The organism is Candidatus Thiodiazotropha sp. AKIB8, from assembly GCF_058244675.1.
This window is the reverse complement of record NZ_JBSYOO010000029.1, coordinates 366,874-381,122: the sequence shown is the minus strand read 5'-3', so window position 1 is coordinate 381,122 and position 14,249 is coordinate 366,874. Positions and strand designations below refer to the sequence as shown.

General features: G+C 46.4%; 14 protein-coding genes. 11 read left to right on the top strand and 3 right to left on the bottom strand.

Annotated elements, in window-relative coordinates; all coding sequences use genetic code 11:
* Nucleotides 1-129: 129 nt before the first annotated feature.
* From AC4IFB_RS08165 to AC4IFB_RS08155, 3 genes are all read right to left on the bottom strand, one after another.
* The gene (locus tag AC4IFB_RS08165; protein ID WP_490779906.1) at nt 130-894 is read right to left on the bottom strand and encodes a MipA/OmpV family protein; all 765 of its coding nucleotides are present in this window, start codon (nt 892-894) and stop codon (nt 130-132) included.
* Nucleotides 895-1,071: 177 nt separating this feature from the next.
* A complete protein-coding gene (locus AC4IFB_RS08160; protein ID WP_490777264.1) occupies nt 1,072-1,560 on the bottom strand; it encodes a DUF4399 domain-containing protein in 489 nt (162 codons plus the stop codon).
* A gap of 85 nt (nt 1,561-1,645) precedes the next feature.
* Nucleotides 1,646-2,554, bottom strand: coding sequence for a LysR family transcriptional regulator (locus tag AC4IFB_RS08155; protein WP_490779905.1), 909 nt, complete (start codon nt 2,552-2,554; stop codon nt 1,646-1,648).
* 163 nt (nt 2,555-2,717) lie between these two features.
* On the opposite strand from AC4IFB_RS08155, the gene AC4IFB_RS08150 reads away from it, so the two are divergent.
* The 11 genes from AC4IFB_RS08150 to AC4IFB_RS08100 all read left to right on the top strand — a co-directional run bounded on the left by AC4IFB_RS08150 (nt 2,718) and on the right by AC4IFB_RS08100 (nt 14,225).
* A complete protein-coding gene (locus tag AC4IFB_RS08150; protein WP_490779904.1) occupies nt 2,718-3,152 on the top strand; it encodes an alcohol dehydrogenase catalytic domain-containing protein in 435 nt (144 codons plus the stop codon).
* 118 nt (nt 3,153-3,270) lie between these two features.
* Nucleotides 3,271-3,693: a DUF4437 domain-containing protein gene (locus AC4IFB_RS08145; RefSeq protein WP_490779903.1), complete on the top strand. Its 423-nt coding sequence runs from the start codon at nt 3,271-3,273 to the stop codon at nt 3,691-3,693.
* Nucleotides 3,690-4,661, top strand: a complete 972-nt coding sequence (locus AC4IFB_RS08140) for an LLM class oxidoreductase (protein WP_490779902.1) — start codon at nt 3,690-3,692, stop codon at nt 4,659-4,661. Before AC4IFB_RS08145 ends, AC4IFB_RS08140 begins: the two co-directional genes overlap by 4 nt.
* Nucleotides 4,662-4,673: 12 nt before the next feature.
* On the top strand, nt 4,674-5,489 hold the full coding sequence (locus AC4IFB_RS08135; RefSeq protein ID WP_490779901.1) for an SDR family NAD(P)-dependent oxidoreductase: 816 nt from the start codon (nt 4,674-4,676) through the stop codon (nt 5,487-5,489).
* Between the two features lie 691 nt (nt 5,490-6,180).
* Nucleotides 6,181-7,236, top strand: a complete 1,056-nt coding sequence (locus tag AC4IFB_RS08130; RefSeq protein WP_490779900.1) for a phospholipase D-like domain-containing protein — start codon at nt 6,181-6,183, stop codon at nt 7,234-7,236.
* 232 nt (nt 7,237-7,468) lie between these two features.
* Nucleotides 7,469-7,939, top strand: coding sequence for an ATP-dependent zinc protease family protein (locus tag AC4IFB_RS08125; RefSeq protein WP_490779952.1), 471 nt, complete (start codon nt 7,469-7,471; stop codon nt 7,937-7,939).
* Nucleotides 7,940-8,187: 248 nt separating this feature from the next.
* The gene (locus AC4IFB_RS08120) at nt 8,188-9,144 is read left to right on the top strand and encodes a magnesium transporter CorA family protein (RefSeq protein ID WP_490779899.1); all 957 of its coding nucleotides are present in this window, start codon (nt 8,188-8,190) and stop codon (nt 9,142-9,144) included.
* A gap of 258 nt (nt 9,145-9,402) precedes the next feature.
* Nucleotides 9,403-10,308 carry a 30S ribosomal protein S6--L-glutamate ligase gene (rimK, locus tag AC4IFB_RS08115; protein ID WP_490779898.1) on the top strand — a complete coding sequence of 302 codons (906 nt, stop codon included), beginning with the start codon at nt 9,403-9,405 and terminating at the stop codon, nt 10,306-10,308.
* A 7-nt stretch (nt 10,309-10,315) separates the two neighbouring features.
* Nucleotides 10,316-11,359, top strand: a complete 1,044-nt coding sequence (locus AC4IFB_RS08110) for a succinylglutamate desuccinylase/aspartoacylase family protein (protein ID WP_490779897.1) — start codon at nt 10,316-10,318, stop codon at nt 11,357-11,359.
* Nucleotides 11,360-11,483: 124 nt separating this feature from the next.
* A complete protein-coding gene (locus AC4IFB_RS08105) occupies nt 11,484-13,628 on the top strand; it encodes an ATP-grasp domain-containing protein (protein WP_490779896.1) in 2,145 nt (714 codons plus the stop codon).
* 12 nt (nt 13,629-13,640) lie between these two features.
* Nucleotides 13,641-14,225 carry a glutamine amidotransferase-related protein gene (locus AC4IFB_RS08100; protein WP_490779895.1) on the top strand — a complete coding sequence of 195 codons (585 nt, stop codon included), beginning with the start codon at nt 13,641-13,643 and terminating at the stop codon, nt 14,223-14,225.
* Nucleotides 14,226-14,249 lie beyond the last annotated feature (24 nt).

The following is a 14,249-nucleotide window of genomic DNA, read 5'->3' as shown; positions in this document are numbered from 1 at the left end:
CCGCGACCCTCTGCTTTACGATGCTTTTCATATCTCAATTATCAATCAGCAATAGAAACCAACAGCAATGAATCAGTTACAGCCGAAATAGTTAAAGTAAGTGGGGCAGCAGTGATATTCTTTAATGATTCAGAACTGATAGAAAATGCCGATATAGGAAGACCACTGATCCTCTCTGTTGGTCAAAGGACTGTCATTGACCGCATCTGTAGCCCGAATGTACTCAACGCTGGCAAGCACCGTGACACTATTGTTAATCCGCTTAATAAGGTTACTTCCAAGAAAAAAGCTGTAGTTATCATCTGCCGTGTAGACAGACCGGGTGGACGTTGCCTCCTCAGGCTTTACTCCAAAGTAATAATCGGATTTCTTGCTGTTCCAGTATTCTGAGCCTGCATACCAGGAGAACATATGGGCATCACCAGTCCAGAGAGGACGCTCATATTCAAACCGTGCCGAGAAGCCGTTGTGAGTGTCAGAAATATCCTGCATCAATTTAGCTTTTGCTTGACCTCCGACCATACCGACTTCATAAGCTAGGCCGGCTTCCCAGGCCTGGTCACGTTCAGCCATACCAGCTAAGGTATCACTGTCATCGATATCATCACTGCTGTATCCATCAAAGGTACGACGAATTTCCAGGGCCAGACTCTGGCCTTCATCATCCTGAAAAAAACGATATCCACCATGGATTCCTTGCAGATAAAATCGGTCATATTCAGCGATCACCAGCGGTAAAAGGTAGTATTCTTCATCCAAATCGGTGTAATAGGTGCTATTGACTGCCGTTACCAATCCTACCTGTATATCCAGCTCTGCCAGTGAGGGTGTGCTAATTACCGCACCAATCAAAGCAATAAGTGCTGTATAGAGTTTCAATCTTTGTGCCATCATTTTTCATCCTTCATTGTTTACATGATGGCTAAAGGATAAAGCGGCATATGGGATAAAAATTGTAAAAAAGCGAACAGGTAGGAATTTTATTTGAGGGAACGAGTGGTTTTGATCAGGATATAGGGCCTCGCGTGTAGTTCCGAACTGGCTATCTCCTGCTTGATTGGAAATAACGATTCACTTGACCCTCACGGTGATCTTCTCCGACATCAAAACCGGATCCTGAGGCTCGTGATCCTCGTCCCCCAGTAGCAGTTGTAAGGTGTGTCTACCGGGTGGTAGATCCAGCAACACCTCCGTCTCACCTTTGTCGAAATGGAGATGATGCTCATCCCGTGGAATCGGCCCATCGAGATCAGGTAGTCTATCCACATCAATCAACAGATGGTGATGCCCGGCCTTGTGGCGGATTTTGCCTTTGGTACCTGCAGGAGTAATGCCAAAGCCAACGATACCGAATTTGACTTTGAATGGACTTTCGACAACTGCACCGTCCTCGATACCGATAAAAAAGACCCGGGCGTTAGGCGGTGGGGTATGGGCCATGGCAGACAGTGGTCCCAACAGCAGAATCAAAGCAAACAGTTGGCTTAGTTTTTTGTTTATGACAAGACCTTTTGATAGTGGCGAATAAAGAGAGTAACTACGCATTTCAGGTTGGGTCATTGGCCCTAGTGTGGTGCTTCATACTAGTGTAGCGTCCTATATAAAGAATAACTGACATATTAGACCCCTTATATCTCAGCCATCTTCAGGTGGCGCTCCAAGCCGGAGAATCACCAATTTTCTCCAATAGAAAATCGATGAAGATCCTGACTTTCGCTGTCAGTACATTCGATTTCGGATAGACAAGCCACAAGGCTGTCTGATTATCGATCTTGTAGTCAGGTAACACTCGAACCAGCTGGCCATCGGCGAGTTCCTGGTGGACACTCCATAGTGCGTTCATTGAGATGCCTGCCCCAGCAATAGTAGTGATCTTCTGACTCAAGCCATCATCGACTATGAGTTGGCTGTTGGCCAAACGTGGATTGAATTGTCCGGCGGTTCCATCACGACTAACCAGCTGGATCGGTGACTTGTCTTTGAATGCAATTAATTGATGAGCTGCAAGTTCATCGGGATCTGTTGGCGTACCATATTGCTTCAGATAACCAGGTGAGGCACAAAGAATAGCGATATCTTCTGCCAGCTTGCGTCCCTTCAGGCTACTGTCTGGAAGTGCTGAGTAGCGCAGCGCCAGATCGAAACTGCCTTGGATGAGGTCAAACTCCATATCGGTGAGTCTCAGGTCGAGACTTATCCCCGGATGCAAGGAGAGGAATTCGGGTAGGATTGGTGCGATATAGAGCTGGGCAAAGGTGCTTGGGGCAGTAAACCTGAGCGTACCTGTCGCTGTGACATTACCTCGCCCCAAAGCAGCGTGTGCAGCACTCTCCTGAGCAAGAATCTCTCTGGCATAGGGCAGAAACTCTGCACCCTCCAGTGAAAGAGCCACCTTCCGTGTCGAACGACGCAGAAGGTCTGCTCCCAAGGTCGTTTCCAATTTCGCGAGTTTGGCACTGGCCACCGAGGGCGCCATGCCCAGTTCACGGCCCGCCGCGCTGATATTCAGTCTCTCTGATGCAAGGACAAATAACCGAACACTTTCGGTATCCATTGATTATATCCATTTTACGAATTATGAAATCAATTGTAAGCCATTTTTTAATGATTTCAGAACAATTACTATTATTCAATACAGATGTTAATTGGAGAGAAATAGTGCCAATTGAAGTAATTCAACTATATGGACCAACCAAACAATCCTTCGGAGAAGCTCAATGAAAGCTATGGTACTCAATGAATATGGTTCCAATTCTGAATTCCAATTAACTGAGTTACCACAGCCCGCAGTAAAAGCTGGGCATGTGGTAATACGCATCGCTGCTACCAGTGTGAACACAGTAGATACCATGATCCGTCAAATGGGCAATGATCTACCGCTTTCGCCTGATCTACCCGCCATAATCGGTATGGACTTTGCCGGCACCATAGAAGCTATTGGTGAGGGCGTTACCGATTTCACTCTAGGTGATGAGGTTTATGGCTGTGCCGGCGGACTCGCAGATCTGCAAGGCACGCTGGCAGAGATTGTTGACCTGGGTGCAGTTAAGCCATTGCTCGATGAGATGCAATTTGGTTTTGAAGAAGTTGGTAAAGCATACGACCGCCTGACCAGCGGACAAGCCATTGGTAAGGTTGTGGTAGAAATCTAAGGCAATGGCGGCATTGGGATATTGAAGTCACCCGCACCAGCTCAATTCTATGCCAAGCATAACAAGGTATAGAGTTTAATATTTTCTTGATAAGTTCAGATTGTTAAAGGAGCCTAAGATGAGAAGTTTAAGATATGTAAGCGTCATAATCTCCATCTGCTTAAGTATGCAGGTTGCAGCCGAACCAATTAAAGAAGTTATCTTGGCGTCAGATGTTAAATGGGAACAGCTCAACCCAGCCCGTGGTGACAAGAGTCCATTGGCTGCTACGCTTTGGGGTGATCGCAAGGGCTCTGTGCCAACAGGCTTTCTCGTAAAATTTGCCGAAGGATTCTCGTCGCCTCCGCATATTCACAATGTCTCTTATCGAGGCGTGGTTATTAGTGGCCTCATTCACAATGATGATCCCAATGCTGCTGAGATGTGGATGCCAACAGGTTCATTCTGGACACAGCCAAAAGGAGAAGTGCATATTACCGCTGCCAGGGGTAGAACCAATATGGCATACATAGAGATTGAGAATTGGAATAGGAACATATGATGCCAAAGCAAGTCGATAAAGAAGAATTCCAATCCATCAATCGTGGATACAACTCAGCTTTCCGTATCAACAGCTTGAGCCTTGGACTCGTTGTACCACTGGAGGCCTATCCACATGGGCCTGTACCATCGATGACGCGACATATTGAACGGGTACGTCTGGCTGAGGCGCTTGGTTTCTCTGCTGTATGGTTGCGCGATGTGCCACTCAACGTGCCCTCATTCGGGGATGCAGGTCAGATGTTTGACCCCTTCGTCTATCTTGGACTGTTGGCAGGTCAGACAAATAAGATTGCTTTGGGTGTCGCCAGTATTGTTTTGCCACTTCGACATCCAGCACATGTAGCCAAAGCAGCTGCGACTATTGATGTGCTTTCGGAGGGGCGCCTTATTCTTGGCGTCGCTTCTGGTGATCGCCCAGAGGAGTATCCAGCCCTCAATCAAACATTTGATGATCGTGGCGACCGTTTTCGAGAGAGCTTTGAATATATCCAGCGCATGTGGGAGCAGTGCCCAGATTTCAAAAACAGCTATGGCAGACTCGGTGGTGGTATGGATATGTTACCTAAACCCCCATCAGGAAAACTACCGCTGTTGATCACCGGGGGCAGCCAACAAGACCCTGATTGGGTCGCACGTAACGGTGAAGGCTGGATAACCTATCCACGCCCAATCGCAACACAGACGCAAATCATCAATGGTTGGCGGGCGCGTATTGAAGCAGTGGGTGGCCATGCCAAACCTGCTCTCCAATCACTTTATGTGGATCTGCTGGACGAGCCGGATGCACCACCTCAGCCTATCCACCTGGGTTTCCGTTCCGGAATGAACCATTTACGTGCCTATCTGAAATCCTTGGAGGATATTGGTATGAATCATGTGGCACTGAACCTACGCTTTAATCAGGCCGATATCGAGACAACTCTACAACGTGTTGCCGATGAGTTATTGCCGGACTTTCCGGGGTGAGGAGATAAGAAAATGCAGCAGACCATATTAATTACCGGTTCCACTGACGGTATAGGACTTGAAACGGCCAAAGAGCTCTACTCCCTGGGACATCGGGTTTTGCTGCATGGGCGTAACCCAGCAAAATTGGAAGCAGCGGAAAAAGCAATCTCAGAGTTAACGGATGGTGGGCAGCTTGAAAGCTATCTGGCCGACCTATCACGAATGGCCGAAGTAGAGAAGTTTGCTCAGGCGATTTGCGAACGCCACAGTCGACTTGATGTCCTGATTAACAACGCGGGGATCTTGCGCACCAACGATACCATCACTAACGACGGCTTTGACATCAGGTTTGCAGTCAACACCTTCGCCCCATATTTATTGACCAAGCGACTGCTGCCGCTACTTGGGCCGACGGCCCGTGTGGTCAATCTCTCTTCCGCTGCACAGTCACCAGTTGACCTGGAGGCCCTGGCGGGACGAAGAACAATTTCAGATGATTTAAACGCTTACGCACAAAGTAAACTGGCCCTGACTATGTGGTCACGCACTATGGCACTATCACAAAAGGATAATGGCCCTCTCTTTTTCGCAGTCAATCCAGGATCGTTGCTCGCGACCAAAATGGTAAAAGAGGGCTTTGGTATGGCTGGCAAGGATATCCGCATCGGCATGGATATTCTTATCCGTGCCGCACTATCCAGTGAATTCGAGGATGCTTCAGGAGACTATTTCGACAACGATGTAGGCCAATTTGCCTCACCACATCGTGATGCACTTGATGTAAAAAAATCGGAACAGGTGGTAGATGCAATTGAAGCAGCTTTGGCGAGTATAGATATTGCTTAGGGCCTGTTAACTTTCAATCTTCTCAGAACAACTCTGAAAGCCCCTCTCCCTTTACGGGAGAGGGGTTGGGGAGAGGGTGTACGCGAAGCGTTTCATGTAGTTGAAAAAGAAAAACTGCTTTGATTGTTTATGTTTATCTTGCTGATTGTTGGGGGAAATAGGGTGTTCATTCTCCCCCTCTCCCCCGGCCCCTCTCCCGCGTGGGGAGAGGGGAGTTTCTCTCCCCACCTATTTGAGATACTGATGACTTGTAGGTTTTTTCTAGCCGTAACCCTCTGCTTTACGATGCTTTTCATGTCTCAATTCTAAATCAGCAATAGAAACCAACAGCATAGCAACGGCTAGTCCTACGTTCGCATTGCCAATGCGAATGACGCTTGTGATGCGGCTGAGTGTGACCAAATTTACCGAGTGGCTCACTACTGCCTGTTACAGTTCTTAAACATACCAACTTTTTTATTCTTCCGTCAGCCAACCCACAGCTGTGTTGGCCAGTCTAAAAATCGACATATCCCCTCTTTGGCAGTTGTTGGTCATTGATTGGTAGATGGCACATTGAACCCTATCGACCACATTTAAATAGTTGTTAAATCTTATTTTTACAGTGTTGAGTTTCATTGGAAATGTACTAAGCTCACCAATGAACGTGATGTGGCTGTTAAATAACACCAGATAAAGAGGAGAGAGACCCATGGGAATACGGGTCGGGCAGGTCGCTTTCTTCGCTGGGCCACAAGCCCAGGGGGCGCCAGACGATCTCGAGAAGGTGGTTGTCGACTTCATCAATCAGGCTCAGAAACGTCTGGAAATCGCAGTGCAGGAGTTGGAAAGCGAGCCTATCGCCAAGGCGATCATTGCGGCACGTCAGCGTAAAGTGCTAGTCAAGCTCGTCATCGAACAGAGTTATCTGAAACGCACCCCTCCAAAAGCTGATCCCTGGAATCCCGGCGGCAAGAATGAGCTTAATCGAGAGATTCACGATGCAATTTTACGCAGTAATATCGACGTTAAGGTCGACTACAACAGCAATATATTCCATCAGAAATTTATCGTGCGGGATCGGAAAGCGGTTCTGACTGGTTCTACCAATTTCACCCCCACGGGAACTCATAAAAACCTCAATCATATTGTAATCGTTGAAAACCCCAAAGTCGCAAAAGTCTATGCGCGGGAGTTCAAAGAGATCCAGGAAGGGCGGTTTGGTCGACGTATTGAAGGACATGATCCCCATCCAAAAGAACTCGTTGTCTCAGATATCCCGATCAAAATCCTGTTTGCACCTGACCATAATCCAGAAATGGAGATCATGAAGCAGATGATGAAGGCCCGACAGCGGATCGATTTTGCGATCTTCACCTTTGCGAAGAGTTCGGGAATCGACGATACCATGTTACGCCTTCTGGATATTGGCATGCCGATCAAAGGTGTCTTCGACAGTAAACAGGGCGCTCAGGATTGGTCCCCGGTTAAGACTTTAGCCAAGCAGGGAGCAAAGCTCTTTGCAGCAGGGAATAAAGACAAGCTTGGCAAGGTGCACCATAAGTTAATGGTGCTCGATAACCAGGTAGTGATTGCGGGATCTTTTAACTATACCGGATCTGCTAATCTATTGAATGATGAGAACATCATTATCCTGGGAAGTTTTGATGCATCAACAATAAAACAACAGAAAGCTCAGCGGAAATTAGCACGCTATGCCTGTGATGAGATTGAGCGGATGATTAAAGATTGTGGGCGCGCAATCTAGAAATTGAAGCGCTCAATGGCTCATGCGCATGCCAAGAGCCGACTTACCAGAGACTCTTCATGAACCTGATTGGCTTCCAGCTTAGTACTATGCCATTCGGTCATTCTCTAATATTGGAAACAATTGCTCTCTGGCTAGGAGCCAGTTTCTCATGACATGGAAAATAACAGTTCAAAGAAAGGGAGAAATAGAATACATTGCAAAATATACCACATTAGTAAAAGGGGGCTGGATGAGCAAAGAGTTGAAATTAATCGGATGGCGGGAGTGGCTTGGCCTTCCTGAGCTTGGAATAGAGGGCATCAAGGCCAAGATTGATACTGGTGCCAGAACCTCTGCGCTTCACGCATTTGCTGTAGAAAGCTATCAAGAAGATGGTATACGGATGGTTCGTTTCGGCATCCATCCACGTCAGAATGATACTGAAGTTGAGGCCTGGTGTTCTACTCAAGTCATTGATGAAAGAGAGGTTACAGATTCCGGTGGCCACCGGGAATCCCGATATGTGATCCGTACACTTGCCAAACTGGGTGACTACTCATGGCCCATAGAGATGACTCTCACAAACCGAGATACGATGAAGTTTCGTATGTTACTTGGGCGTACTGCCATGGCCGGTCATTTTAGTGTGGATCCGAATGCTTCTTACCTGAGCGGTAAGCCCAAAAAGTTGTATCGCAAGAAACAGAAAAGTAGAAGATAAAACAGTGAACCCGATTTTTTTTGGCCGGTTGTTGAGAAGTGGGGGTACTGTAGGCCATCTATAATTGGGAAACACCTCATATGAAAAAGCAGGTGACATACAGAGCCAGAGAGATCCAATTCAAACACAGGGAAACCACAATCGAAACTACCCGGAACCCTGCATATCAAATCTGTCATGGGGAATATAGACATTCACTCATTGGCGCAAGCGATTGTAGATAAAAAAGACTTTAGTGAAGGTAAGCAATGATACACTCAACTCTCGTTAACGATCATAGTATTCAAGAGGGAGGGGATGAGCTGGTTGAAGCTTGGCGCAAAGATCAGAACGCCTGGCTATGGATCGACCTGCAAGATGAACTAGCAGGAGCCGAACAAGCCCTCTTGTGCGATGAATTAGGTTTTGAAAGGCATCTAGTACTGGAGGCGCAACGCCCTCGACATCCGCCGGGGTTTGAGGCATTTGACGATTATATATATCTTCTACTGAAGCCGCTCACATCTGATTCTGAAGATCTCGATTTTGATACACTACAACTGGCAGTATTTGTTGCCTCCAATTTGCTTGTTACACGCCATAGCAAAGATTCTCGTTTTCTTTCGTTATTACGTGACCAATTGAAAGACGGGGGTTATAAGGAAATTAACCCCATATCCATGCTGGCCGCAATATCTAGGCGTGTTGCAGATCGATACGGAAAGATTATACTCGATCTCGAAACCCGTTTAGATGAAATAGAAGAAATATTGTTTGACACTCTGTCAGATGAATTGATTGAAGAGCTGGTTAAGTACAATACATCGTTAAGAAAAATGAGGCGGATTACAAACTATCATATGAAGGCATTTTCGTCACTGAATCATCACATGGAAAAAGATCAACAATGGCAAGATGAATTTAGTGATATATCTGCACTGATTGAAAGATTCCACAGTCTCGCTGATCTCTACCAAAATATGATCAGCGACTTGATTGATGGATACATAAGCCTGAATGGCCATCATTTGAATAAGATAATGAAGGTACTGACAATTGTTACTGTGATATTTGTGCCGCTTGGTTTATTGGCAGGTATATATGGCATGAATTTCGAAAACATACCAGAACTGAAGTCCTCCTATGGCTACTACATCTTATTGATTGTGATGGGGGTGATTGCTGGAGTCTCACTATGGTTATTTAAGCGTATGCGATGGCTATAAATCATGATCAAATGATAATGATCTATCTGTATTGCCTTAAATCAGAAAGGTAGTTACTAACCAGGAGATAGCAGTTTTGCTGATGCATAGCGCCACACAACATTCCAAATTACAGGTAGGGTGGGGCCTTGCCCCACCATATGATTGAATTAACATACCGAATTATCATAACCACGCACCATTTACTTCAGATTTGGTTTAATTTCTTGTAACAGAAATAGTCAAGTTCTGAAGAACTAGTTCAAATGGAGATAAAGAATGAAAATCGCTATTCTCTCACGAAATTCTAAGCTCTACTCAACCAAGCGTTTAGTTGAAGCAGGTAAAAAGCGTGGTCATGAAGTAAGGGTAATCGATACTCTACGCTGCTACATGAATACGACCTCTCAGAAACCGGAAGTACATTACGGGGGTGAAGCATTAGTCGATTATGATGCCGTTATTCCTAGAATCGGTGCTTCAATAACTTTCTACGGTACTGCTGTACTACGTCAGTTTGAAATGATGGGAACTTTTCCAGCAAACGAATCTGTGGCCATAAGCCGGGCCCGTGACAAGTTACGATCTCTTCAACTTCTTTCCCGAGATGGTGTGGGAATGCCAATCACAGGTTATGCACATTCACCAGGTGATGTACAAGATCTGATTAGGATGGTGGGTGGTGCCCCTCTGGTAATTAAGCTACTTGAAGGAACGCAGGGTATTGGCGTTGTACTTGCGGAAACCAAGAAGGCAGCTGAGAGTGTTATTGAAGCATTTATGGGATTAAAAGCCAATATACTCATCCAAGAGTTTATCAAAGAATCTGGTGGTGCTGATCTCCGCTGTTTTGTTGTCAATGGTAAGGTTGTGGCAGCAATGAAGCGACAAGCACCAGAAGGTGAATTCCGCTCAAATTTACATCGAGGAGGCTCAGCAGAAATAGTGAAAATCACACCTAAGGAGAGAGCTACTGCCGTAAAAGCAGCGAAGGTTATGGGTCTCAACATTGCTGGTGTAGATATCTTGCGCTCTGAAAGAGGTCCATTGGTAATGGAGGTTAATTCATCTCCAGGCCTCGAGGGAATAGAAACGGCAACAGGCAAGGATGTGGCTGGATTAATAATAGAGTTTCTTGAAACCAGTGCAAAGCCTCACAGGACGCGCACCAAAGGCAAAGGTTGAGAATACGATGTTAAAAATCGGTGGTATGAAGATAGACTTGGGAAGTCGAGTTACTTTGGAATTACCTATAGCTCAGCTTCACACACATACACCACTGACTATGCCTGTCCAGGTATGGCGTGGAAAAAAAGATGGTCCACGACTTTTTATAAGTGCCGCCATACATGGAGATGAGCTTAACGGTGTAGAGATAATTCGCCGCTTGTTGAATGAAAAAATTCTTTCCCGATTACGTGGCACTCTGATTACCATTCCGATAGTCAATATATACGGAGTTATTCAGCATTCACGATATCTTCCTGACCGGCGCGATCTAAACCGTAATTTTCCAGGTCATGAACGCGGCTCACTAGCAAGCCGTTTAGCATACTTGTTTATGCAAGAGATCGTTGCAAATTCCACGCACGGAATTGATTTACATACAGGTGCACTACATCGCAGTAACCTGCCTCAAATTCGTGCAAATATGGATGATGAGACCACTAGCAGTTTGGCTCTCGCATTTGGTGTGCCCTTGTTAATTAACTCACAGCTTAGAGATGGTTCTTTGAGAGAAGCTGCAGCTGAGCAGGGCATACCGATGTTATTGTATGAGGCAGGAGAGGCATTACGTTTTGATGAGGTTTCCATACGTGCTGGTGTGAAAGGCATTATCAATGTGATGCGCCTCCTGGGCATGCTACCTGCAGTACGGCATAAGTCAAAACGACCTATCGAACCGATGATCGCAAGAAATACTACCTGGATCCGTGCCCCGGAAAGTGGCATATTGCGTGTTCATGTACCCTTAGGTAGTCGAGTAAACAAAGAACAACTTCTTGGTGTTATAGCCTCACCATTCGGTGACCATGAATTTGAAGTCAAATCTCCATTTGATGGTATCGTTATAGGTCGAACCAATCTTCCTTTAACTAATGAAGGTGATGCGCTGTTTCATGTCGCTCGTTTTCAGGGAATACGTGCTGCTGAGGTTCGAGTTGAACATTTTACCGAGGAGTTGACTCCTGAAGGCCCAGATATAGATCCAGACTCTGATGCGCCGATAATATAGAATAACTACTAAGATAATATACCTCTATAGACGTTACCCCAAAAGTAACAGAAAATGAGCCACCTACGCTCTCCGGCCATTAACGGTTACGTAGGCTTTCAACATTGTTGATGTGGAGCATTTAATGAAAGTTGCCGTTATCTATAACCGTGAGTCTCAGAAAGTCATTAACCTGTTTGGTCAGCCAAACCGTGAAAAGTATGGACTTGCGGCAATTAATCGTATCGTCAACGCCCTGAAAAAGGGTGGACATCAGGTTCAGGCATTTGAGGGCGACAAAGATCTGATCGACCGACTAGAGGAGTTTATGCCACGCACACTGGTTGGTGAGCGCCCTGGCATGGCCTTTAATCTCTCCTACGGTATACAGGGCCAGGCACGTTACACCCATGTTCCGGGTATACTTGAGATGGTCGGCGTACCCTATGTAGGCTCTGGACCACTTGCCCACTCCCTAGCATTGGATAAAGTGGTAGCCAAGATGCTGTTTGTGCAAAACGGTGTTCCAACACCAGCCTTTGTGGTACTGGATACCCCCAGTTTTGAGATGCCAGATTTGGTATTCCCTCTTATTGTCAAACCTAAGAATGAAGCTGTCTCATTCGGAATTCGGATTGTCAATAATGAAGAGGAGTTACGCGAAGCCGCAGGGACTATTTTTAAGGAGTACGAACAGCCAGTGCTCGCTGAACAGTATATCGAAGGACGCGAGGTTAATATCGGGCTGCTAGGCAACGGTTCTACTCTTGAGGTCTTTCAACCAGCAGAACTCATATTTGGAGAGGGTGGACCCAATATCTACACCGAGGATGATAAGAGGCGTATATCTGGTCGTGATATAGGTATCGTTTGTCCCGCTCCGTTGGACGTAAAAATCATTGAACAGGCACAGTCTATAGCACTCAAAGCCTTTAATGTCCTCGGTTGTTATGATTGTGCCAGAGTCGATATGCGCATGGATGATGGAGGAAATCTCTATGTCCTGGAGGTGAATAGCTTGCCCAGTATGGGCGAACACGGTTCTTATGTGGCAGCCGCTGATACGATGGGTTTAGATTTTTCCGCCTTGACCAACCGCTTGGTCGAAGTGGCTTCATCCCGATATTTTGGTACGCCAAACCCCCCAGAGTTGAGAAAAAGCCGCAAGAGTCCACAGGAGAAGGTATTCGCCTATTTAACAGAGCAACGAGACAAGCTTGAAAAGCGTGTTGAGCAATGGGTAGGGCTGAGCAGTCATAGCAGCGACCCGGTGGGTATTCGTCAGGCGGCTAGTGAGGCAGCTAAGGTAATGACCTCGCTGGAGCTTTCACCTGTCGTACATCTGACCGATGCACCCCATGTCTGGACCTGGGAGTCTGCTCAAGGCATCAGGAATGGTACCTTGTTACTGTGCCACATTGATGTTCCCTTTAACTCGGCGATGGGTGGTGAACATTTTCATCGAGATCCAGAGTGGCTCTATGGAGAGGGCATCGGTGCCTCACGTGGGCCACTGGTACAATTGGAGTATACCTTGCGAGCCTTGCATCATGCTCGTAAGCTTAAATCGACTCCGCTGGGCATCATGCTTTATGCCGATGAGGGTCGAGATTGTGATGAGAGTACAGAGTTTATTACTCAGGCAGCTGCTGAGGCAAAAGAGGTTCTTGTACTCCGCCCAGGTAATTTGGATGATAGCGTAGTAGTTAGGCGTCGTGGTCAGCGCCGGTATCGTGCATTTTTCCAAGGTAAGCCTAGAAAACTGGGACAGAGCGAGAAGCATCCGGAAGTGATGTTGCAGGCGCTCAGTGCGCTGGAAGAGATCTCTCGACTCTCCAACCATAAAGAGAAGTTGGCAGTTTCTACAGTTGACTTGAGGTCTGAGGCATACCCACGTTTACTGCCACATCGGATCACTGCTACTCTTCAGGCCTCCTATCCCAATGTACGAACCGGCGACCTGCTCGAGCAGCATGTCAGCGAACAGCTGAAATTATCACGGGCGGAACTGGCATTATTATCCGATCGCCCCCCTATGCCATCTCGTCGCATCAATAGTGGTCTTTTGAAACGTCTGCTCGGGGTAGCCAATATGTGGGAGATACCACTGAACACTGAAACCAGTCTTTGGCCCTCAGTGGCAGGATTGGTACCTCCAAAGGTTCCAGTGGTCTGTGGCATAGGACCGGTAGCACGAGGCCTCTACACCGGCCAGGAGGCTGTCTCCAGGATCAGCCTGGTCCAGAGAACCTTGTTGCTCGCACAGTTTCTTTTAGCACAGGATGAATGAGAGTGAACCATCATGCTGTTAATTATTGACAACCAGAGCCAATATCTTCGTCAGTTCAAGCGACACTATCTTGATGATAGGGATATACCTCATATGATTGTTGAACATAATGAGCAAATCGATTTTCAACGCCTACCCTCAATCTCCGGTTTGATCCTCTCCGGAGGAAAGGGAAACCCCTATGAACCCCTAAACCTCACAACAAACTATGTGGCTATGATGAATCTGGATGTGCCAACAGTTGGCTTTTGTCTCGGTCATGAGATAATTGCTGCGGCTTATTGTGCAAAAATCCGGCGGCTACATGATTACCAATCCAGGAAAGAACGAATCTTTTTCACGGAGGTCGAAGACGAAATTTTCGATGGTATTGATAAATCAGAGTTCTTTATTCAGAAAAAACATCGATTTCATATTCCCTTTCCACCACAAAACTTCGAGGTACTGGCGTATTCAGATACGTGCCCGGTTGAGGTGATGCGACACAAAGAGAAGTCTATTTACGGATTCCAAGGACATCCTGAAGTATCAGGTGATTATGGGATGAAGATAATGAGTAATTTTTTATCGATATGCGGGATATCTAGTGAAGTGTAGTTAGACATTGAACACAATGTACGA